This window comes from Acidocella sp. C78 (genome assembly GCF_907164655.1).
Window position 1 is genome coordinate 1 of sequence record NZ_CAJQZK010000035.1, and the last position, 21578, is coordinate 21578.

The window sequence follows — 21578 nt, forward strand, 5'->3', positions numbered from 1 at the left end:
GGAGGCGATCCGAACGGCCCCTTCGCCATCCTGCGCTCGCGCGAGCGCGCCTGCCTCGCGGTGAACCCATTCCCGACCGATGCGCCGCCCGACGCGCAGACCGGCGTCGCCATGATCACCAGCGCCGACGATGCGGTGATGACCCATCAGCGCGTCGCCGAAGGCGCCTGGCGCGACGCCATCAAGGGCCGCGCCGCGGCCGCCGAGGTACGGCGGATGCTGGAACCGGCCATGGCCTGATTTCCCGCGCCGGCAGGGAGACAAACCGCTGCCGGCGCGTTACACTTCGCCCATGTCGTCCCCGCTGATCTCAACAGAGGCTCTCGCCGCGATACTCGATGATCCGGCGCTGATCCTTTTCGACGCGTCTTTCTACCTCCCCAACGAAACGCAGAACGCGGCCGCCCTGTTCGAGGCAGCCCACCTGCCCGGCGCCGCCTTCTTCGATATCGAGCGGATCGCCGACACCGCCTCGCCGTTGCCGCACATGCTGCCGGACGAGGCAGGCTTCGCCGCCGCGGTTGAGGCGCTCGGCGTCGGCAACGATTCCCGCATCGTCGTCTACGACCAGCGCGGCCTGTTCTCGGCGGCCCGCGGCTGGTGGATGTTCCGCGTGTTCGGCCATGAAAACGTCGCCGTGCTCGATGGCGGGCTGCCCAAATGGCGCCAGGAAGGGCGAAGGCTCGACTCCGGCCCGCGCGCCCGCGCCCACGCGGGCGCTTCGCCCCCCGCCTCGATGCCGCCCGCATCCGCGACCGGGCCGCGATCGAGGCCAATATCGCCCTGCGGCACGAAACCCTGCTCGATGCCCGCACCGCCGGCCGCTACGCCGCCGCGGTGCCCGAGCCGCGCCCCGGCATGCGCGGCGGCCATGTGCCCGGCGCCCGCTCGCTGCCCTATTCCGAACTGCTGGGCGACGACGCTACCATGCTTGCGCCCGAAGCGCTGCGCGCCCGCTTCGCCGCCGCCGGCATCGATGGATCAACCCGGCCGGTGACGATGTGCGGCTCCGGCGTCACCGCCGCCGTCGTCACCCTCGGCCTGGTCCGCGCCGGCTTGCCGATGGGCGCGCTTTATGACGGCTCCTGGGCCGAATGGGGCGCCCTGCCCGACACCCCCGTCGCCACCGGAGAGGATCCCGCATGACCAACGACCGCTTCGAAACCCGCCTCTCTCTGGCCTCGCGCCGGCCGGTCAAGTCGCACGGCTACGTCAATCCCAAGCTCGTGCGCGGCTCCACCGTGCTCTATCCCTCCTGCGCCGCGCGCCGCGAAATCGGCCAGCGCCGTCTGGAGCAGGAAGAAATCTACGGGCTTTACGGCACTGAGACCCATTTCGCGCTCGAAAACGTGGTCGCCGAAATCGAGGGCGGCACGCATTGCCAGATCGTCTCCTCGGGTCTTGCCGCCATCACCGTGCCGCTGCTCGCCTGGCTGAAGGCCGGCGACCACATGCTGGTGCCCGACTCGGTCTACGGCCCGACGCGCCGCTTCTGCGACAGCGTGCTCGCGCGCTACGGCGTCGCCACCACCTATTACGATCCCCTCATCACCGAAGACCGGCTGGCGGCGCTGCTGCGCCCGCAAACCACCGCCCTCTTTTCCGAAAGCCCCGGCAGCCACACCTTCGAGGTGCAGGACGTGCCGATGCTCGCCCGCGTCGCCCATGCCCATGGCGCCAAGCTGTTCATGGACAACACCTGGGGCATCCGCACCTTCCAGCCGTTCCGCCACGGGGTCGACGTGTCGATCCAGGCGCTGACGAAATATGTCGGCGGCCATTCCGACATCGTGCTCGGCGCCATCACCGTGGCCACCGATGCGGACTGGGCCTGGCTGCGCGCCGGCGCGCTCGATCTGGGCCAGTATGCCTCACCGGACGATTGCTGGCTGGCCCTGCGCGGCGCGCGCACCCTCGCCGTCCGCCTCGCCGAGCAGGAACGGGCGGCCCTCGCCGTCGCCACCTGGCTCGCCGGCCGGCCGGAAGTGCTGCGCGTGCTGCACCCCGCTTTGCCCTCCTGTCCCGGCCACGAATTCTGGAAGCGCGACTTCACCGGCGGCTGTGGCCTGTTCGGCGTGGTGTTCCAGCCCGAGCACGATTACGACGCCGTCTGCGCGATGGCCGACGCGCTGCGCCTGTTCGGCATCGGCGCCTCCTGGGGCGGCTACGAGAGCCTCGCCCTGCCGACCACCAACACCATCACCCGCACCGAGGGCACCGGCCGGTTCGGCGGCGAGATGCTGCGCCTGCAAATCGGCCTCGAACACACCGACGATCTGATCGCCGATCTCGAACAAGGCCTGGCCGTGCTGCGTGGCCAGGCCCGCACCGCCTGCGCCTCGCCGCCCTGCATGGCCGGCGAATTGCAGGACGGCTACAGCCCGGACGGCACGGCATGACCCATCCCGTCATCACCGCCGCCCGCTTCAACGAAGCCGGTCTCATTCCCGCCATCGCCCAGCAGCACGATACCGGCGAAATCCTGATGATGGCGTGGATGAACGCGGAGTCGATCGCCGAGACCCTCGGCACCGGGCAAGTCTGCTATTTCAGCCGCAGCCGCGGCAAGCTCTGGCGCAAGGGCGAAAGCTCAGGCCATGTGCAGCGCCTCATCGACATGCGGCTCGACTGCGATGGCGACACGCTGCTGCTCCTCGTCGAGCAGACCGGCCCGGCCTGCCACACCGGCGCGCATAACTGCTTCTTTCGCCGCGTCACCGCGGACGGGCTGGAAGACATCGCCTGAGCCGCCCCCTGCGCGTGCGCGTCAGACGTGAAAACTCTCGCCGCAGCCGCAGCGGCCCTTCTCGTTCGGGTTCTCGAAGGTGAAGCCCGAGGAGAATGTCTCCACCTTGTAGTCCATCACCGTCCCGATCAGGAACAGCGTGGCCTTGCGGTCGATCAGCACGGTCACGCCCTTGTCGCTCACCTGCTCGTCGGTCGGCGCGGGCTCATCCACCCACTCCATCTCGTAGGACAGGCCGGAACACCCCTTGGTGCCCACGCCAATGCGCAGCAGCCGGCCCTGCTGCCCGCTTTCATACAGCGCGCGCAGGCGGTCGGCCGCCGCATCGGTCAGCTGCATCAGCGGCGGCAGGCTGCGGCGCGGCGGTGCGGATTCAGTGCGGATCGTGGTCATCGCAGACTCCTCAGAACATGTTGAGCGCGAGGCGCGCCTCGTCGCTCATCCGCGAGGGATCCCAGGGCGGGTCCCACACGGTTTCGACCTCCACCTCGCTCACCCCCGGCACCGTCCCCACCGCAAGGCGCACCGCCTCGGGCAGTTCCTGCGCGCTGGGGCAGGCTGGCGCGGTCAGCGTCATTTCCACCTTCACCGCCCCGCCCTCGATCTCGATCGCATAGATCAGCCCGAGCTCGAAGATGTTCACCGGAATCTCCGGGTCATAGACCGTGGCGATCGCCGCGATCACGTTCTCCTCGCTCACCAGCGGTGGGGTTTCGCCCTCCGGCGTCCAGGTGGTCACGGGTTCGGTCCTGGCCATGTCATCCGCCATGTCCGGTCTCCATCGTCTTGGTCAGCGCGGCGCGCAGCGCCTGCCAGGGAAGTGTGGCGCAGCGGTGGCGCGAGCGGTATTCATGAACGCCCGACAGCGCCCGCAACGCGCTGAATTCCGCGCGGTCGGGCACCGCCCCGCTCGCCACCATCGCCTCGAACGCGCCGGCCATTTCCTCGGCCGCCGCGCGCGGGCGCCCGGCCACCGCATCGGCCATCAGATCGGCCGAGGCGATGCAGATGGCGCAGCCGCGGGTCTCATGCCAAACCTCGCCGATCGCCCCGGCCGCGCAGCTCAGCCGCAGGTGCACCCGGTCGCCGCACATCGGGTTGTCGCCCTCCGCCTCGGCGTCGAAGCGCTCCGGCCGGCCGGCATGCAGCGGCGCGCGGGCGCGCTCCATGATCAGACGCTGATACAGATCGCCGATATCCGCCGCACCGCTCATCCGCCGAACACCTGCTGCACGCGCCGCAGTCCCGCCGCCAGCGCGTCGATCTCCTCCATCGTCGTATAGACGCCAAAGGTCGCGCGGGCGGTGCTGTCGAGCCCGAGCCGACGGGTCAGCGGCTCGGCGCAATGGTGCCCGGCGCGTACTGCGATCCCCTGCTTGTCGAGCAGGGTGGCGACGTCGTGCGCATGCACCCCGTCCATCGTGAAGGCGACCACCCCGCCGCGGTCCTGCGCCCGCCCGACCACGTTCACCCCGCCGATCGCATCGAGCGTCGCCAGCGCGTGATCGGTCAGCGCCCGCTCATGCGCGGCGATCGCCGGAAAGCCGATCGCGTTCACGTAATCGATCGCCGCCGCCAGGCCCACCGCCTCGACGATCGCCGGCGTCCCCGCCTCAAAGCGATAGGGTGGCTCGGCCCAAGTCGACTTTTCGTAGCTCACGCTGCGGATCATGTCGCCGCCGCCAAGGAAGGGCGGCATCGCATCGAGCAGCTCGCGCTTGCCGAACAGCACCCCGATGCCGGAGGGGCCATAGAGCTTGTGGCCGGAAAACACGTAGAAATCCGCATCGATGGCGCGAACATCGACCGCCCGGTGCACCACCGCCTGCGCGCCATCGAGCAGCAGCCGCGCCCCGCACTCATGCGCGAAGGCGGCGAGCCGCTCGACCGGCGTATAGGTGCCGAGCACGTTCGACATATGGGTGATCGCCAGCAGCCGCACCCGCCCGTCGGCGAATTGCCGCTCCAGATCGGCGAAATCCAGTTCCCCGGAATCGGTAATCTTCACGATGCGCAGCTCGATCCCGTGCGACTCCCGCAGCATCTGCCAGGGCACGAGATTGGCGTGGTGCTCCATCTCGCTCACCACCACCGCATCGCCCGGACGCAGCGCCGAGCGCCCGAACGTCGCGGCGACGAGGTTGATCCCCTCGGTCGCGTTCCGCACGAAAACGATCTCTTCCCGCGCCGCGTTGAGGAAGGACGCCACCTTGTCGCGCGCCGCCTCGTAATCGTCCGAGGCGCGCTCGCTCAGCCAGTGCAGCCCGCGATGGACATTGGCGTAGCGCGTCTCCATCGAGCGGACCATCGCGTCGATCACCGCGCGCGGCTTCTGCGCCGAGGCGCCGCTGTCGAGAAACACCAGCTTCCTGCCATGCACCGACTGCGACAGGATCGGGAAATCGGCGCGGATGCGCGCGATGTCGAAACCCGGCTGCTCGATGGCCGCGCTCATGCGCCCTCCCGCCACCAGGCGCCGATCGCCGCCTCGAAGACGGCACGCGCCGCCTCGTCGGTCACCGGCTCCAGCGCCTCGTCGAGAAAGGCGCGGATCAGGATCGACTTCGCCTCCGCCGCCGGCACGCCGCGGCTGCGCAGGTAGAAAAGCTGTTCGGGATCGAGCGCGCCGATCGTAGCACCATGGCTGCACTTCACGTCATCGGCGAAGATTTCCAGCTCCGGCTTGCTGTCGATCTCCGCCTCGTCCGAGAGCAGCAGCGCCTGGTTCATCTGGTAGCCATCGGTTTTCTGGGCGATGCGATCGACCTCGATCCGCCCCTGGAACACGCCGCGCGCCGCCCCGGCCAGGACCGACTTCACCGTCTGCCGCGAGGCGCAGTCCGGCGCGTCATGCCGCACCACCGTGGTCACGTCGCCATGCTGGGTGCCGTTCAGCAACTGCGCCGCGTTGAGATGGACATCCGCCGCAGGGCCGGTGAGCCGGGCATGGGTCTCGTTGCGACTGAGCCGCGCGCCGCGATTGAGGGTGAAGCTCTCATAGCCCGCCCCGCCGGCGATCTCGGCGAAAATGGTGGCGACATGCACGGCCTCGCCGGATTCGTCCTGCAACCGGTAATGGTTGAGCCGCGCCCCCTCGCCAAGCTCCACCTCGAAGACCGGCGCGTGCAGGTAGCTCCCCTCGCCCCGCGCGGTTTCGATCAGCGTCAGCGTCGCACCGGCGCCGAGCGCGATCCGGTGGCGCGGCGCGATGGCCGGCATCGTCTCGCCCCGGCCGGCCGCCAGCGTCACCAGGAACAGCGTGCCGCCCTGCTGCCCCGGCGCCAGGGTGATGGCCACGCCATCCTCAGCCAGCGCGGTGTTCAACGCGACGACCACACCGCCGCGCGCCGTATCGGCCGCCGCGCCGCCGAGGCGACCCACCCAGTCGGGCGCGGTCGAGCGCGCCGCATCGAACCGGCCATTGACGAACACAACGCGCTGGCCTTCCGGCAGTTCAGCCGCGACCTCCACCGCCGGGGCGGGGCCGAGAGCGAAACCACGCAGCCCGGCCGCGAGATCGGTATAGTGCCAGGCCTCGTCGCGCCTCGTCGGCCAGCCGCCGGCGCGCAGCCGCGCCGACGCCGCCTCCCGCGCGGATGCGCCCGGCAGCGCCGCGAGGTCGAAGCCGTCGAGCAGGTCGGTCCCGCTCATGCCGCCTCCAGCCCCGCATAGCCGTTGGCCTCCAGTTCGAGCGCAAGCTCCGGCCCGCCGGAACGCACGATCTTGCCGGCCGCCAGCACGTGCACGCGGTCCGGCACGATATGGTCGAGCAGCCTCTGGTAATGCGTGATGACCAGCGCCGAGAACGCGGGCCCGCGCAGCGCGTTCACCCCCTGGGCGACAATCTTGAGCGCATCGATATCGAGCCCGGAATCGGTCTCGTCGAGCAGCGCCAGGGTCGGCTTGAGCAGCGCCATCTGCAACACCTCGTTGCGCTTCTTCTCACCGCCCGAGAACCCGACATTGACGTTCCGCTTCAGCATGTCGTCCGGCATCTTCAGCGCCGTCACCGCCGCCCGCGCTTCCTTGAGGAACTGCACGGCGTCAAGTTCCGCCTCGCCGCGCGCCCGGCGGATCGCGTTCAGCGCGGTGCGGATGAAATTGGCGTTGCCCACCCCCGGCAGCTCGACCGGATACTGGAACGCGAGAAACACCCCGGCCGCCGCCCGCTCCTCCGGCTCCATCGCCAGCAGGTCGGCGCCGTTATACGTCACGCTGCCGCCGGTCACCTCGTAGCCCTCGCGGCCCGACAGCACATAGGACAGGGTGGATTTCCCCGCCCCGTTCGGCCCCATGATCGCGTGAATCTCGCCCTCCGGCACGGTCAGGTCGATCCCGCGCAGGATCTCCTTGCCATCGATGGTCGCGGTCAGTCCCTTGATTTCAAGCATGTTGTGTCCTCAGCCCACGGAGCCTTCGAGAGACACGGCGAGCAGCTTCTGCGCCTCGACCGCGAACTCCATCGGCAATTCCTTCAAAACATCCCGGCAGAAGCCGTTGACCAGCAGCCCCACCGCGTCCTCTTCCGAAAGCCCGCGCGCGCGGCAGTAGAACAGCTGGTCGTCGGCGATCTTCGAGGTCGTCGCCTCATGCTCCACCTTCGCCGTGCGGTTGCGGCTCTCGATATAGGGCACCGTATGCGCGCCGCAGCGATCGCCGATCAGCAGGCTGTCGCACTGGGTGAAATTCCGCGCATTCATCGCCCGCGGCATGATCCGCACCAGCCCGCGATAGGTGTTGTTCGACCGCCCGGCCGAAATCCCCTTCGAGACGATCGTGCTCGTGGTGTTCGGCGCCAGGTGGATCATCTTGGTGCCGGTATCGGCCTGCTGGAAATTGTTCGTCACCGCCACCGAGTAGAACTCGCCGGTCGACCCCTCGCCCTGCAGGATGCAGGAGGGATATTTCCAGGTGATCGCCGAGCCGGTTTCCACCTGGGTCCAGGAAATCTTCGAGTTCCGCCCCCGGCAGGCGCCGCGCTTGGTGACGAAATTGTAAATTCCGCCGCGCCCCTCGGCATCGCCCGGATACCAGTTCTGCACGGTCGAATACTTGATCGTCGCCTCGTCGAGCGCAACGAGTTCGACCACCGCGGCGTGAAGCTGGTTCTCGTCGCGCATCGGCGCCGTGCAGCCCTCGAGATACGACACGCTGGCCCCCGCCTCGGCGACGATCAGCGTGCGCTCGAACTGCCCGGTATTGCGCGCGTTGATGCGGAAATAGGTCGAAAGCTCCATCGGGCAGCGCACGCCCTTCGGCACGAACACGAAGCTGCCGTCCGAGAACACCGCCGAGTTCAGCGCCGCGTAATAATTGTCGCCCGCCGGCACGACGCTGCCGAGATATTTCCGCACCAGTTCGGGATGCTCGCGCACCGCCTCGGAAATCGAGCAGAAGATCACCCCGGCCTTGGCCAGCGTGTCGCGGAACGTCGTCGCGACCGAAACGCTGTCGAACACCGCATCGACGGCAATGCCCGCCAGCGCCGCGCGCTCGTTCAGCGGAATGCCGAGCTTCTCGTACATCGCGAGCAGTTCGGGATCGACCTCGTCGAGCGATTTCGGCGCCGGCTTCTTCGGCGCCGCGTAATAATGCAGGTCCTGATAGTCGATCCTGGGATGATGGATGCGCGCCCAGGCCGGGTCCTCCATCGACAGCCAGGCGCGATACGCCTTGAGCCGCCATTCGAGCAGCCATTCCGGCTCGCCCTTCTTCGCCGAGATGAGCCGGACGATGTCCTCGTTCAGCCCCTTGGGCGCGAACTCCATCTCGATATTGGTCTCGAAGCCGAACTTGTAGCCGCCGCCCGATATCCGGTCGACAGTCTCGATCGTCTCATTCACCGCAGGCATTGAAACCCCTATTCGACAGTTGACGGCGCGCGCGCCGCGAGATCCGCTTCATCGACCCGCAGCGCCCTGGGCAGGGACGCCGCCTGCATGTCATCCAGCGTGATCGCGCCGAGCGCCTCGCTGATCGCGTCGTTCACCACGCCCCAGCGCCCCGCCATCGGGCAGAGAGACGCGCTGTCGCACGCCCCGCCCGTGCCCTCGACGCAGGCGGTCAGCGCGATCGGCCCGTCGATCGCGACGATCACATCGGCAATCGGAATCGCGGAAAGCGGCCGCCCGAGCCGATAGCCGCCATGCGCCCCGCGCTGCGACAGCACGAGGCCGGATTGCGCCAGGCCCTTCAGCACCTTGGCCACGGTCGGCTCCGGAATCCCGGTGCCCGCCGCAATCGCGGGGGCGGTTTCCACCGTGGCGGCCTGGGCAAGACGCACCAGCACCACCACCGCATAGTCGGTCAGACGCGATAGTCTCAGCATGACACACCCGATTGTGGACAACACAGGTCCTGTTTACGCAAATGGTCCATCGCGCCGCCCCCGTCAAGGCCGGATGCGTCATGCCAAGCGCCGGAAATCCGGGCGGACGGCTCAGGCCGCGCCGAGCAACCGCTCCACCGCCGGCACCAGCGCCGCGGTCTCGCCGATGGCGATCGTGCCCTCCGCCCGGCCATAGCCCCAGCGGACGAAAATCGAGGCAACGCCGAGCCCTTCCGCCGTGGCGATGTCGTTGTGATGATCGCCGACCATGACTGCCTCCCGCGGCGCGATCGTCATCGCCTCCAGCACGGCACCGAGATGGCGCGGGTCAGGCTTGCGGAAATTCGTGGCGTCCCCGCCGATCAGCACCGGAAAGAACCGGTCGAGATCCAGCGCCGTCAGCACCTTGCGCGCCGAGGCCTCCGGCTTGTTGGTGCACATGCCAAGCCGGAAGCCCCGCGCCATCAGCGTTTCCAGCGCCATCACGATGCCCGGATAGGGTTCGGTGAGGTCGGTCACATGCGCCTCGTAATCGGCCAGAAATATCGCCTCGTCCTCGGCCTCCGGCGTCATCCCGCGCGCTTCGTAGCCCCGTTTCAGCAGCATCCGCGCGCCATCGCCGACCATCGGCGCCACATCCTCCCGCGCCACCGGCGCCGCGCCGTGGCGGGCCAGCGAGCGGTTCAACGCCGCGGCAAGGTCGGGCAGGCTGTCGATCACCGTGCCGTCGAGGTCGAAAACAACACCGCGTGCAGTGTTCATGACACACTCCGAAATTCTATTTGATGGCAGGCCACTTTACAGAAGCGGCGGGCCAGGGCTACCGCTTCGCGCATGCACAATACCGCCGTGATTCTTGCCGCCGGCCTCGGCACCCGCATGAAGTCGAGCCGCCCCAAGGTGCTGCACCGCATCGCCGGCCAGCCGATGCTCGCCCATCTGCTCGCCGCCTGCAAGACGGTGTTCGCCGAAACCGCGGTCGTCACCGGCCCGGACATGGACGATGTCGCCCGCGCCGCCGCCCCGCACCCCACCGTGATCCAGCGCGAGCGCCTCGGCACCGCCCATGCCGCCCTTGCCGCCGCGGACCGTTTCGGCGCGGGCGCCGTCACCATCGTCTATGGCGACAATCCGCTGGTCAGCGGCGCGACGCTCCAGCGCCTCGGCGCGCGGCTCGGCGCGGGGGATGCCGCACTTGTGCTGCTCGGCACGAGGCCGCCGGAGCCCGGCGCCTTCGGCCGCATCGTCGGCCCGGCCGGCTTCGCCGAGCGCATCGTCGAATTCGCCGACGCGAGCGAGGCCGAGCGCGCCATCGGCCTGTGCAATGTCGGCGGCTTCTCCGCCGCCGCCACCGACATGCGCCGCTGGCTCGGACAGATCGGCAATGGCAACGCGAAGGGCGAATACTATCTCACCGACCTCGTCGCCGTCGCCCGCGCCGAGGGTGCGACCGTCGCCGTGGTCGAGGCGCCGTGGGACGAGTGCCGGGGGGTGAATTCCCGCGCCGAACTCGCCGCCGCCGAGGCGGCGATGCAGTCCCGCCTGCGCGCCGCCGCCCTCGCCGCCGGCGTGACCATGACCGCCCCCGAAACCGTCTTCCTCGCCGCGGACACCGCGCTCGCCGCCGATGTCACGATCGAGCCGCACGTTGTTTTCGGCGCCGGTGTTGCGGTCGGGCCGGATGTCATGATCCGCGCCTTCTCCCATCTCGAGGGCTGCACGATCGCCGCCGGCGCCGTCATCGGCCCCTATGCGCGGCTGCGCCCGGGCAGCGAGATCGGCGCCGGCGCCCATGTCGGCAATTTCGTCGAGCTCAAGGCCGCCCGCCTCGGCGCGGGGGCGAAGGCCAACCACCTCACCTATCTCGGCGACGCCGAAATCGGCCCGCGCGCCAATATCGGCGCCGGCACCATCACCTGCAATTACGACGGCTTCGCCAAGCATCGCACCACGATCGGCGCCGACGCCTTCATCGGCTCGGACGTCGCCCTCGTCGCCCCGGTTTCGGTGGGCGACCGCGCGATCATCGCCGCCGGCAGCGTCATCACCGATCCGGTGGCGGCGGACGCGCTGGCGCTCGCCCGCGGCCGGCAGGTCGAAAAGCCCGGCCGCGCCGCCGAACTCCGCATGACGAAGGGAAAACGCTGATGTGCGGCATCGTCGGACTCATCGGGCGGCACGACGCCGCCCCCCTGCTGCTCGATGGCCTCTCCCGCCTCGCCTATCGCGGCTATGACAGCGCGGGCATCGCCACCCTGGTCGAGGGCGCGATCACCCGCCGCCGGGCCGAGGGCAAGCTCGCCAATCTCGCCGCCTCCATCGCCGCGTCCCCGCTCGCCGGCACCACCGGCATCGGCCACACCCGCTGGGCCACGCATGGCGCCCCCACCGAGGGCAACGCCCATCCTCACGGCACCGCCCGCGTCGCCGTGGTGCATAACGGCATCATCGAGAACCATGCCGACCTGCGCGCCGAGCTTGAAGCCGCCGGCCAGGTCTTCTCCACCGAGACCGACACCGAAACCGTCGCCCAGCTCGTCGACCTTCACCTCGCCCGCGGTCTTCCGCCGGTCGAGGCCGCCGCCGCCGCCTTCGCCCGGCTCGAAGGCGCCTATGCGCTGGCGCTGATCTTTGCCGGCCATCCCGAGCTGATCATCGGCGCGCAGCGCGGCGCCCCGCTCGCGGTCGGCTTCGGCGAGGACGAGATGTATCTCGGCTCCGACGCCCTCGCCCTCGCGCCGCTCACCCGCCGCATCGCCTATCTCGACGATGGCGACTGGGTGATCGTCTCGCGCAGCGGTGCCGAATTCCGCGACGCCGCGAACAACCCGGTCACCCGCGAGGTCAAGCTGACCCGCCTGACCGGCGCATCCATCGGCAAGGGCAATTTCCGCCATTTCATGGAAAAGGAGCTGCACGAGAACCCCGCGATCATCGGCGACACGCTGAACCGCATGATCGATCCGGCAACCCGCCTGCCGGTCCTGCCGGATCTCGCGATCGATCTCGCCGCCATCCCGCGCATCAGCCTCTCGGCCTGCGGCTCGGCCTTCTATGCCGGCCTGACGGCCCGTTACTGGCTCGAAGACATCGCGCGGATCGCGGTCGATGCCGATGTGGCCAGCGAATTCCGCTACCGCGAACCGCCGCTCGACCAAGCGGGGCTCGGCCTCGTCATCAGCCAGTCCGGCGAAACCGCCGACACCATGGCGGCGCTGCGCTACATGAAACGCCAGGGCTGCAAGGTGATGTCGGTGGTCAACGTGCCGGAAAGCACGATGGCGCGCGAGAGCGACCTGATGCTGGAAACCATCGCTGGCCCGGAAATCAGCGTTGCCAGCACCAAGGCCTTCACCGCGCAGCTCGCCGTGCTCGCCGGCTTCACCCTCGCCCTCGCCCGCGCCCGCGGCGCGCGCAGCGACGCCGAAATCGCGCCGCTGGTCGCCGCCCTGATGGAACTTCCCGGCAAGATGGCCCAGCTCCTCGCCGATGACGCAGACATCCGCGCCCTCGCCGAAGACATCCGCGATGCGCGCGACGTGCTGTTCTTCGGCCGCGGTTCGATGATGCCGATCGCCCTTGAAGGCGCGCTGAAGCTCAAGGAACTCAGCTACATCCATGCCGAGGGCTATCCCGCCGGCGAAATGAAGCACGGGCCGATCGCGCTGATCGACCCCTCGGTGCCGGTCATCGCCGTGCTGCCCTCCGGCCCGCTGTTCGAAAAAACCGCCTCCAACCTGCAGGAAGCCGCGGCCCGTGGCGGGCGGATCATCCTGTTCAGCGACCGCGCCGGCGCCGCGCGCCTCTCCGGCATCGCCGAGCGCACCGTGATCCTGCCCGACTGCGCGCCGTTCGTCGCCCCCCTGCTCTACGCCATCCCGGTCCAGCTTCTGGCCTACCACGTCGCCATCCTGAAAGGCACGGATGTGGACCAGCCACGCAACCTCGCCAAATCCGTCACGGTCGAGTAGGCAACGGGGTGCGCGCCGATGAATCACGATCGCGACCACCGCGCAACGCTCCAACGGCTTTGCAAGGTTTTCCCACTCAGGTCTCCCAGACCTTGCAAATCCCAATATTGCCCGCCGCTAAAACATCGCGGCAAGATCAGCAAAATTCGATTTTTCACAAGTGAATAATCATACAGTGTATTTTCGTGGGGTCTACACACTGCGCTGTTCCACGACGCGACCGTTGTCTCCGCGCCGCGCAACATTTCCCGCAAGCAGGAGGATCACATTAGAGCATCATCCGATCCGGATGAATCGGAAAGTGCTCTAATCTGAAGTTTTCACTGATTCGAAAGCAAATTCCCTGTATTTATCGGTGAACTTCGAGATCTGATTTTGCCGCTTACTGGACACGCATGGGGTCGATCCCGATCAGGGCGAAGGCGGTGGTTTGCAGCGACGTGGGGTTTGCCAGAGCGGTGAAGGTGGCGTTCGGCGCCTTGGGTAGGGAGGCGGTGTTGAGGGTCTGTGTGGCGAGATGCGCCATCAGGTCGGTGAAGCTCGAAATCGGCAGGTTCTGGTCGTTGCGGCGTCGCCCGCGCTTGCGATCGGCGGCCGGGGATATCGATGCGGGGGCAACCGGCGATGAGCGTTCAGTTTCCGCGCCTGGCCGGTCGTGATCCTGGAACAGCAGGGGCTTGAGGGCGTCGCGCAGATGCCATTCGACGTAATAGGCCATCATGCAGAGGAAGACGTGGGCACGCACCCGCGGCGAGAGCCAGTGATGCACCGGGCGGATCGCGAGATCGACCGATTTGAGGGACCGGAACGCCCGTTCCACCCGTGAGAGATCCTTGTAGGCTGACACGGCTTCGGTCTCGCTCATGACGTCCGCGCTCACACTGGTGCGGATGACATAGATGCCGTCGAGGGCCGCCTCGCGCGCGATGCTGGCGGCGTTGCGCTGGAAATCGAAGCGGCTGGCGGTGATGGTGAGATCGAAATGCTTGGCCATCTTGCGCTGGTTGATCACCGCCCCCACCGCCAGCCCGATCGCGGCCTCGCCATGAAGAGGAGCGCGTTTGCGCCGTGTCGCATCCCGGATCCGCGCCAGTTCCGTCTCGGTGGCCACGAGCAGCGCCTCGCGCTTGCGCCGTCGTTCGGTCGCCAGGGCGGCGTTGCGACAGGCGATCAGCCGCTCGCCCGGATAATCGGGCGACGTGATCGCGGCGATATCGCGCTCGTCGAACAGCGACATCTGCAGCGGTCCCTCGGCAAGATCCTGGATCTGCCCCGCGCGCAGGCAGCTGATCCAGTCCAGCCCCGCCGGCTTGATCGTCTCGCGGATCCGCGCCGTGGTGATCATTCCGCGATCACCCACCAGGACGACGCGCTCGAGATGGAACCGGCGCTTGAGTTTCTCCACCTGGGCGGCGATCGTCGCCGGATCGGCGGTGTTGCCTTCGAACACTTCCACTGCGATCGGCCGCCCCTCGCGATCGCACAGCAGACCATAGACGATCTGCGGCCGATCGGGCCGGTGATCCCGGCTGTATCCGTGGTGTGCCAGTTCGCAATGCCGGCCTTCGAGGTAGGATGAACTGACGTCGTAGAGCACCAGCGTGCCGTCGCGCAGATGGCGCCTTGCAAACTCCCGTTCGATCCGCCCCTGCTGCGTGCCCAGCCAGTCCAGCGCCGCATAGATCTCGCGCTCTTCAATGACACCGAGATCAAGCATCTGCCCGAGGCTCGATGTTGCGGTCTCCGGGTTCAGGCCGCGCAGGGTCGAGAGCTTCGATCCCGGCGCGATCACCCGGCCGGCGATCAGCGCCAGGGCGAGACTGCGCTCGCGCGACGCCCTCCGGCCCAGCAGGCGGGGTATCCCGAGCTTGCGCATCATCCCGAGTGCCGCCGCCACATGACCATGCGGCAGCGAACGCCGGATCTCCAGCGCCTGATCGGCACCACCAACCACCGCGCCACCCGCGAGCAGCGCTCGTAGGCCATCGATCAACGCGGGCGGCATCTGGCTCAGATTGGCGATGGTACGCTTGTGAACCTTCCGCCCCTCGCGGAAACTCTCCCGCAACAGCACGGCCGGCGCCGATCGGCCATTCGGAACCACATCGATGAACATAACCCGAGCGAATCACAGATCGAGTCGCACCGCAAGCCCCATTTATGGACACAAAACGCTCGCAAGAAATCAGCGCTACGCGAGGCTATCCGCCACGTTCAGGTCATTCCCAAGTAAAAACTTCAGTCTAATACCGCTTGTAGGGAAGGAATTTCCCGCTCATCGTTACTTTCACGCGGTCGCCTTTCTGGTCGGGCTGGCGTTCGATCGCCATGTCGAAGTCGATCGCGCTCATGATGCCATCGCCGAACTCTTCCTGGATAAGTTCCTTCCAGGTTGTCCCATAGACCGACACCAGTTCGTAAAAGCGATAGATCAACGGATCGGTCGGCACCTCGGTCGGCAGCGACCCGCGATACGGGATTTCCGCTAGTAGCGCGGTCTCCTCAGGATCGAGGCCAAGCAGCAGCGCCGCCTTTTCCGCGGTCTCGGCGGTCATGGACATCTGGCCCATGCAGGCCGCGCAGACCCAGACCGGCGAATGACCAAGCCTCGCGGCGATCTCCGTCCAGCTCAAGCCCTTCGTTTTCTTGATCTGCAATATCTTGCGCCCGAGGGCGGTTTTGGCATCGTTCATCGACTCGTTCCTTCGATCTGCACATCATGTGCGTAGTGACAGGATCACGACCAACCCTGCCCGAAGCAGGTCACCCACATAGCCTATTGGGGGTACGCGCCGTGTTGTGAACCGTGCTTCCGACTATCGAGGCCGCCAGCGTTCACGATGAAGGAGACAACGGCGTCGACGCCGTTTCCGGCCTTGATGTTCGTGAACACGAACGGACGATCTCCGCGCATGCGCCGGGCATCGCGGTCCATCACCTCGAGGCTGGCTCCAACCAGCGGCGCGAGATCGATCTTGTTGATCACCAGCAGGTCGCTGCGGGTGATGCCGGGACCACCCTTGCGGGGAATCTTGTCGCCAGCGGAGACATCGATCACGTAGATCGTGATGTCTGCAAGTTCGGGGCTGAAGGTTGCGGCAAGATTGTCGCCGCCAGACTCGATCAGCAGCAGATCAAGCCCCGGGAACCGGCGCGAAAGCTCGGCACAACCGGCGAGATTGATGCTGGCATCCTCGCGGATGGCGGTGTGCGGGCAGCCACCGGTCTCGATGCCCATGATGCGCTCGGGAACCAGCGAGCCGGCGCGTGTGAGGAACTCGGCATCCTCGCGCGTGTAGATGTCGTTGGTGATCGCAGCGATCTCGAAGCGATCGCGGAAGGCCCGGCAAAGAGCGTCCATCAGCGCGGTCTTGCCGGAACCGACGGGGCCACCGATGCCGACGCGCAAGGGTCCATGTCTTGTCATGTGCGGAAAAGCCTCGTGTGTGTTGTTTCGTGTTGCATGGAGGCAATGTCCGCACGCGGACAGGCGCTCCCGAGATCCTCCTGGGTGGCGTCGCAAGTTGCGGCGGCAACTTCCAGGATGATCGTCTCAAGCCTCGATTGCACGGTCAGCCCGGCGGTCTGGCCCAGCGGGATGAGCCGCACGCCGGCAGAGACAAGCCCAGCGCTCCAGGCATGCAGATAGCCGGCGACGGCGGTGTCCTCGCCGAAATCCTGCGTCCCGGCGACTGCGCCGAAGGCGACCGGGTAGGCGAGCGGGCGCAGGTCGCGGAGCTGCCGGGCAAGCGCCGCGGGCATCCAGGGTGACGCGGCGATGGCAAAGGCATCGCCCTGCTGCAGGGTCTCGCGCGCCAGTTCGGCGGTGGGGGCGATGGCCCGGGCGAGCCGCGCAATCGCCGCGAGGCCGGCGCCGGAGGGATCGCCGGCTACCGCCCGATACGACAGGCGGAGCAGGATCGCATCGTTCCGCCCGCCGCCCTCGGTCAGCATCGCCGCCAGCCAGTCCGCGAGCTGGGCGTCATTCGCGATGTCGCCCGCATCGATTGCCTGTTCGAGGCCGTGCGAATAGGCGAAACCGCCGATCGGAAAGGACGGCGACAGCAGCGTCAGCAGGCGAATCAGCGCGCCTGACCCTATGCCGCCGCTGGCAGTCAATGATGATGCCCGTCATAGGCCCCTGACTCCGGGTCGAACGGAGCAGTGACGGGGGTTACCGTCGCGCCGAGCCGGCGGACCATGTCACCGATCACGTGATCGTCGCGAATGAGGAGCGAGCCGCATTCGTCGCCGGGCTGGAAGGCGACATCGAGATGCCGGTTGCCGAGATGCCACGCGATACGGATCAGCAGGGCCGGGGGCGCGGCGATGCCGATCAGCGACTCGGGTGCGGCAATGACCCGCACGATCCCCTCATCACCGCAGTCCAGACCATCGCCATCGCGCAGATGGGTGGCTTCCGCGAGGTCGAGCAGAAGGTTGCGCCCGCCATCGGTGGTCAGCGCCAGACGCCGGCGATGACGGCGGTCATAATCGAGGGTCACGCTGTCGGCGGCGTTGTCGCCTGGCCATCCGCCGGCCCTTATCACCCGTTGCGCGCGCATCAGAACAGGAAATACCGTTGCGCCATCGGCAGGACAGCGGCGGGTTCGCATGTCAGCAATTCGCCATCGGCGCGGACGTCGTAGGTCTCGGGATCGACCTCGATCAGCGGGGTGGCGCCGTTCAGGATCATCGAGGCCTTGGATATGCCGCCGCGTACATTCGTAACCGGGCGAACCATGCGCGACAGGCCGAGTCGCGAGCCGATGCCGTCCTCGAACGCCGCCGCGGAGACAAAGGTCACGCATGTCGCGGCAAGGGCGCGACCGAACGCACCGAACATCGGGCGCGCATGAACCGGCTGCGGCGTGGGTATGGAGGCGTTCGGATCGCCCATCATCGCCATCGCGATCACCCCTCCCTTGATCACCAGATCGGGTTTCACGCCGAAAAACGCGGGCGACCAGACGACGAGATCGGCGAGCTTGCCGACCTCGACCGAGCCGACCTCGTGCGACAGTCCATGCGCGATGGCCGGGTTGATCGTGTATTTCGCGATGTAGCGGCGGATCCGCGCGTTGTCGGCGGCGGCATCGCTTGCCGTGTCGCCGATCGCAAGCTTGCCGCGCTGGACTTTCATCTTGTGGGCGGTCTGCCAGGTGCGCGTGATCACCTCGCCGACCCTGCCCATCGCCTGGCTGTCCGAGGCCATCATCGACAACGCGCCGAGGTCGTGCAGAATATCCTCCGCGGCGATCGTCTCCCGCCGGATGCGGCTCTCGGCAAAGGCCAGATCCTCCGGGATCGAGGCATCGAGATGATGACAGACCATCAGCATATCGAGATGTTCGTCGATCGTGTTGACGGTATAGGGGCGCGTCGGGTTCGTCGAACTGGGCAGGACGTTGGCGAAGCCGGCGACCCGGATGATATCCGGCGCATGCCCGCCGCCCGCGCCCTCGGTGTGGAAGGCGTGGATCGTTCGCCCCTTGAAGGCCGCGATCGTGTCCTCGACGAAGCCGCTCTCGTTCAGCGTGTCGGTATGGATCATCACCTGCACGTCGTGGCGATCCGCGACCGAAAGGCAGGTGTCGATCGCCGCCGGGGTCGTGCCCCAATCCTCGTGCAGCTTCAGCGCGCAGGCGCCGGCGCGAATCATTTCCTCAAGCGCCGCCGGGGCCGACGCGTTGCCCTTGCCAGCGAAGCCGAGATTGACGGGCAACCCCTCGCTCGCCTGCAACATCCGCGCAAGGTGGAAAGGCCCTGGCGTGCAGGTGGTCGCGGCGGTTCCGGTCGCCGGGCCGGTGCCGCCGCCAAGCATGGTGGTGATGCCGGACGCGAGCGCCTCCTCGGCCTGCTGCGGACAGATGAAATGGATGTGCGCATCGATGCCGCCAGCGGTGACGATCTTGCCCTCGCCAGCAATGATCTCGGTACCCGGTCCGATCACGATGGTGACGGCCGGCTGGATATCGGGATTGCCAGCCTTGCCGATGCCGCTGATCCGGCCGTCCCGGATGCCGATATCGGCCTTGACGATCCCCCAGTGGTCGATGATCAGGGCGTTGGTGATGACCGTGTCGGCGGCTGTTGATTTCCGCTGAGATCTGACCCGGGAAGGCCGGATTTTTCCACTGAGATTTGACCCATGTTTGACTGTTTCCCCGTCTGGAAGAGGCGGGGGCGAACGGAGTGTTGGACATGGCGTTTTTGAGCATTATCCGCCGGTGGCATAAGCGTGAGCATGTGCCGATCCGAGAGATTTCCCGGCGCACAGGCGTGTCGCGGAACACGATCCGCAAATATCTTCGGTCTGATGTGATTGAGCCGAAGTTTCAGGTTCCGGACCGGCCGAGCAAGCTTGATCCTTATGCCGAGAAGCTTTTGGCGTGGCTGCGCCGTGAAGCTGGCCGGCCGCGCAAGCAGCGGCGGACGGTCAAGCAGCTATACGGTGATCTCGTCAGCCTGGGCTATGACGGTTCCTACAATCGTGTGGCGGCCTTTGCCCGGGCTTGGAAGGGGGAGTGCCAACGGCTGCAGCAGACCGCCGGCCGGGGAACCTTCGTGCCCTTGGCCTTTGCGCCTGGCGAGGCGTTCCAGTTTGACTGGAGCGAAGATTTTGCGATCATCGGTGGCGTCCGCGTCAAGTTGCAGGTGGCGCACACCAAACTGTCGCATAGCCGGGCGTTCATTGTTCGGGCCTATCTGCTGCAGACACATGAGATGTTGTTCGACGCGCATAACCACGCCTTCCAAGCTCTCGGCGGCGTACCGCGGCGCGGGATTTACGACAACATGCGCACCGCCGTTGACAAGGTCGGCCGTGGCAAGGAGCGCAGCGTCAACGCCCGCTTCCTGGCGATGACCAGCCATTATCTCTTCGAGGCCGAGTTCTGTAATCGGGCCGCCGGTTGGGAGAAGGGGCAGGTTGAGAAGAACGTCCAGGATGCACGCCACCGCCTGTGGCAGTCCATGCCTCCGTTCGAAAGCTTGGACGCCCTGAACGACTGGCTGGAGCGGCGCTGCCGGGAGCTGTGGGAGCAGACCGCGCATGGCAACGAGCCGGGAACCATTGCCGATGTCTGGGCCAGCGAGGTTGAGAGCCTCATGCCTGTGGGCCGTCCGTTCGATGGGTTCGTGGAACACACCAAGCGGGTCTCCTCGACCTGCCTGATCCACTTGGAGCGTAACCGCTACAGCGTGCCGGCCTCTTTTGCCAACCGGCCGGTCAGCCTGCGGGTCTATCCCGACAGGCTGGTGGTGGCGGCGGAGGGGCAAATCATCTGCGAGCATCCGCGCATCATCGACCGGACGCACAACGGCCCAGGGCGCACTGTGTATGACTGGCGGCATTATCTGGCGGTGATCCAGCGCAAGCCGGGCGCCTTGCGCAACGGTGCGCCGTTCCTGGAATTGCCCGATGCCTTCAAGCGGCTGCAGCAACATCTCCTGCGCCGTCCTGGCGGTGACCGGGAGATGGTGGAGATCCTGGCCCTGGTGCTGCACCATGACGAGCAGGCGGTGTTGGTGGCGGTGGAACTGGCGCTGGAGGACGGCGTGCCGTCCAAGACGCATATCATCAACCGGCTCCACCGGCTGATCGACGGCAAACAGGCTCCGCTTCCGGTCATCACCGCGCCACAGGCACTGACATTGGCCAATGAACCCAAGGCTGACGTCGAGCGCTACGATAGCTTGCGCCAATCTGAGGAGGCCCGCCATGCGTCATGATCCCGCCACCGGCGCGCTCGTCATCATGCTGCGCAGCCTCAAAATGCACGGCATGGCACAGGCCGTCGATGAACTGGCCCAGCAGGGTGCCCCGGCCTTCGAAGCCGCCATCCCGGTACTCTCCCAGTTGCTCAAGGCCGAGACCGCTGAGCGCGAGGTCCGCTCCATGGCCTATCAGTTCAAGGCCGCCCGCTTCCCGGCCTATCGCGACCTGGCCGGCTTCGACTTCGCCAGCAGCGAGGTCAATGAGGCCCTGGTCCGCCAGTTGCATCGTTGCGACTTCATCGAACCCGCCGACAATGTCGTGCTCGTCGGCGGCCCGGGCACGGGCAAAACCCACATCGCCACCGCGCTCGGCGTGCAGGCCGTCGAGCATCACAAAAGCGCGTCCGCTTCTTCTCCACCGTCGAGCTGGTCAATGCTCTGGAGCAGGAAAAAGCTCAGGGAAAGGCTGGGCAAATCGCCGGCCGTCTGATCCATGCCGACCTCGTCATCCTCGATGAGCTTGGCTATCTGCCCTTCAGCGCCTCAGGCGGAGCTTTGCTGTTCCATCTGCTCAGCAAGCTCTACGAGCGCACCAGCGTCGTCATCACCACCAACCTGAGCTTCAGCGAATGGTCCGCCGTCTTCGGCGACGCCAAGATGACCACCGCGCTCCTCGATCGCCTCACCCACCACTGCCATATCCTCGAGACCGGAAATGACAGCTTCAGGTTCAAAAATAGCTCCGTGCAGAAATCCCAAAAACGAAAGGAGAAAAATCCAGCCTTGACCCCATCATGAAACTCAAATCATAAAC

20 protein-coding genes and 4 pseudogenes are annotated in these 21578 nt (G+C 67.0%); 9 read left to right on the plus strand and 15 right to left on the minus strand.

The window, feature by feature from the left end:
- The 5 genes and pseudogenes from ACIDOCELLA78_RS000000111515 to hisI all read left to right on the plus strand — a co-directional run.
- Positions 1-240, plus strand: a pseudogene (locus ACIDOCELLA78_RS000000111515) (transcriptional regulator); the annotation flags it as partial.
- 52 nt (positions 241-292) lie between these two features.
- Positions 293-610, plus strand: a pseudogene (locus tag ACIDOCELLA78_RS000000111520) (rhodanese-like domain-containing protein); the annotation flags it as partial.
- Positions 611-660: 50 nt separating this feature from the next.
- Positions 661-1146 (plus strand): sulfurtransferase, encoded by a 486-nt coding sequence (locus tag ACIDOCELLA78_RS000000111525; protein ID WP_249676705.1) that lies wholly within the window; start codon positions 661-663, stop codon positions 1144-1146.
- On the plus strand, positions 1143-2399 hold the full coding sequence (gene metC, locus ACIDOCELLA78_RS000000111530) for a cystathionine beta-lyase (RefSeq protein ID WP_201729677.1): 1257 nt from the start codon (positions 1143-1145) through the stop codon (positions 2397-2399). The genes ACIDOCELLA78_RS000000111525 and metC overlap by 4 nt, the downstream gene beginning before the upstream one ends.
- On the plus strand, positions 2396-2746 hold the full coding sequence (gene hisI / locus ACIDOCELLA78_RS000000111535) for a phosphoribosyl-AMP cyclohydrolase (RefSeq protein WP_201729678.1): 351 nt from the start codon (positions 2396-2398) through the stop codon (positions 2744-2746). Before metC ends, hisI begins: the two co-directional genes overlap by 4 nt.
- Positions 2747-2767: 21 nt before the next feature.
- On the opposite strand, the gene ACIDOCELLA78_RS000000111540 is transcribed toward hisI, so the two are convergent.
- From ACIDOCELLA78_RS000000111540 to gph, 9 genes are all read right to left on the minus strand, one after another.
- Positions 2768-3139, minus strand: coding sequence for an iron-sulfur cluster assembly accessory protein (locus ACIDOCELLA78_RS000000111540; protein ID WP_201729679.1), 372 nt, complete (start codon positions 3137-3139; stop codon positions 2768-2770).
- A 10-nt stretch (positions 3140-3149) separates the two neighbouring features.
- Positions 3150-3515: a DUF59 domain-containing protein gene (locus ACIDOCELLA78_RS000000111545; protein WP_174503321.1), complete on the minus strand. Its 366-nt coding sequence runs from the start codon at positions 3513-3515 to the stop codon at positions 3150-3152.
- Entirely contained in the window at positions 3505-3960 is a 456-nt protein-coding gene (gene sufU / locus ACIDOCELLA78_RS000000111550) for a Fe-S cluster assembly sulfur transfer protein SufU (protein WP_201729680.1), read from the minus strand. The genes ACIDOCELLA78_RS000000111545 and sufU overlap by 11 nt, the downstream gene beginning before the upstream one ends.
- The gene (locus ACIDOCELLA78_RS000000111555; RefSeq protein ID WP_201729681.1) at positions 3957-5201 is read right to left on the minus strand and encodes an aminotransferase class V-fold PLP-dependent enzyme; all 1245 of its coding nucleotides are present in this window, start codon (positions 5199-5201) and stop codon (positions 3957-3959) included. Before ACIDOCELLA78_RS000000111555 ends, sufU begins: the two co-directional genes overlap by 4 nt.
- Positions 5198-6397 (minus strand): Fe-S cluster assembly protein SufD, encoded by a 1200-nt coding sequence (sufD, locus tag ACIDOCELLA78_RS000000111560; RefSeq protein ID WP_201729682.1) that lies wholly within the window; start codon positions 6395-6397, stop codon positions 5198-5200. The genes ACIDOCELLA78_RS000000111555 and sufD overlap by 4 nt, the downstream gene beginning before the upstream one ends.
- Positions 6394-7137 carry a Fe-S cluster assembly ATPase SufC gene (sufC, locus tag ACIDOCELLA78_RS000000111565; protein WP_201729683.1) on the minus strand — a complete coding sequence of 248 codons (744 nt, stop codon included), beginning with the start codon at positions 7135-7137 and terminating at the stop codon, positions 6394-6396. The genes sufD and sufC overlap by 4 nt, the downstream gene beginning before the upstream one ends.
- Positions 7138-7146: 9 nt before the next feature.
- Positions 7147-8598, minus strand: a complete 1452-nt coding sequence (gene sufB / locus ACIDOCELLA78_RS000000111570) for a Fe-S cluster assembly protein SufB (RefSeq protein WP_201729684.1) — start codon at positions 8596-8598, stop codon at positions 7147-7149.
- A gap of 8 nt (positions 8599-8606) precedes the next feature.
- A complete protein-coding gene (locus tag ACIDOCELLA78_RS000000111575; RefSeq protein WP_201729685.1) occupies positions 8607-9074 on the minus strand; it encodes an SUF system Fe-S cluster assembly regulator in 468 nt (155 codons plus the stop codon).
- 111 nt (positions 9075-9185) lie between these two features.
- Entirely contained in the window at positions 9186-9836 is a 651-nt protein-coding gene (gene gph, locus ACIDOCELLA78_RS000000111580) for a phosphoglycolate phosphatase (protein ID WP_201729686.1), read from the minus strand.
- 72 nt (positions 9837-9908) lie between these two features.
- On the opposite strand from gph, the gene glmU reads away from it, so the two are divergent.
- Both glmU and glmS read left to right on the plus strand, forming a co-directional pair.
- Positions 9909-11222, plus strand: coding sequence for a bifunctional UDP-N-acetylglucosamine diphosphorylase/glucosamine-1-phosphate N-acetyltransferase GlmU (gene glmU, locus ACIDOCELLA78_RS000000111585; RefSeq protein WP_201729687.1), 1314 nt, complete (start codon positions 9909-9911; stop codon positions 11220-11222).
- Entirely contained in the window at positions 11222-13045 is a 1824-nt protein-coding gene (gene glmS / locus ACIDOCELLA78_RS000000111590) for a glutamine--fructose-6-phosphate transaminase (isomerizing) (protein ID WP_201729688.1), read from the plus strand. Before glmU ends, glmS begins: the two co-directional genes overlap by 1 nt.
- A 382-nt stretch (positions 13046-13427) precedes the next feature.
- Here the strand turns inward: glmS and ACIDOCELLA78_RS000000111595 are convergent, their stop codons facing one another.
- The 6 genes and pseudogenes from ACIDOCELLA78_RS000000111595 to ureC form a co-directional block, all read right to left on the minus strand.
- Complete coding sequence (locus ACIDOCELLA78_RS000000111595) at positions 13428-15161, minus strand: IS1634 family transposase (protein ID WP_201727483.1); 1734 nt, start codon at positions 15159-15161, stop codon at positions 13428-13430.
- Between the two features lie 127 nt (positions 15162-15288).
- Positions 15289-15738 carry a cyanase gene (gene cynS, locus ACIDOCELLA78_RS000000111600; protein WP_201729689.1) on the minus strand — a complete coding sequence of 150 codons (450 nt, stop codon included), beginning with the start codon at positions 15736-15738 and terminating at the stop codon, positions 15289-15291.
- A gap of 83 nt (positions 15739-15821) precedes the next feature.
- Positions 15822-16472, minus strand: a complete 651-nt coding sequence (gene ureG / locus ACIDOCELLA78_RS000000111605) for an urease accessory protein UreG (protein WP_201729690.1) — start codon at positions 16470-16472, stop codon at positions 15822-15824.
- Positions 16469-17164, minus strand: coding sequence for an urease accessory protein UreF (locus tag ACIDOCELLA78_RS000000111610; protein ID WP_201729691.1), 696 nt, complete (start codon positions 17162-17164; stop codon positions 16469-16471). The genes ureG and ACIDOCELLA78_RS000000111610 overlap by 4 nt, the downstream gene beginning before the upstream one ends.
- A complete protein-coding gene (locus tag ACIDOCELLA78_RS000000111615) occupies positions 17161-17661 on the minus strand; it encodes an urease accessory protein UreE (RefSeq protein ID WP_307850956.1) in 501 nt (166 codons plus the stop codon). The genes ACIDOCELLA78_RS000000111610 and ACIDOCELLA78_RS000000111615 overlap by 4 nt, the downstream gene beginning before the upstream one ends.
- Positions 17610-19142 (minus strand): annotated as a pseudogene (gene ureC / locus ACIDOCELLA78_RS000000111620) (urease subunit alpha); the annotation flags it as partial. The gene ACIDOCELLA78_RS000000111615 and the pseudogene ureC, both read right to left, overlap by 52 nt.
- Before the next feature lie 107 nt (positions 19143-19249).
- Between ureC and istA the strand changes: the two are divergent.
- Together istA and istB are read left to right on the plus strand one after the other, a co-directional pair.
- Positions 19250-20779, plus strand: a complete 1530-nt coding sequence (gene istA, locus ACIDOCELLA78_RS000000111625) for an IS21 family transposase (protein ID WP_201727493.1) — start codon at positions 19250-19252, stop codon at positions 20777-20779.
- Positions 20769-21562, plus strand: a pseudogene (istB, locus tag ACIDOCELLA78_RS000000111630) (IS21-like element helper ATPase IstB). Before istA ends, istB begins: the two are co-directional and overlap by 11 nt.
- Positions 21563-21578 lie beyond the last annotated feature (16 nt).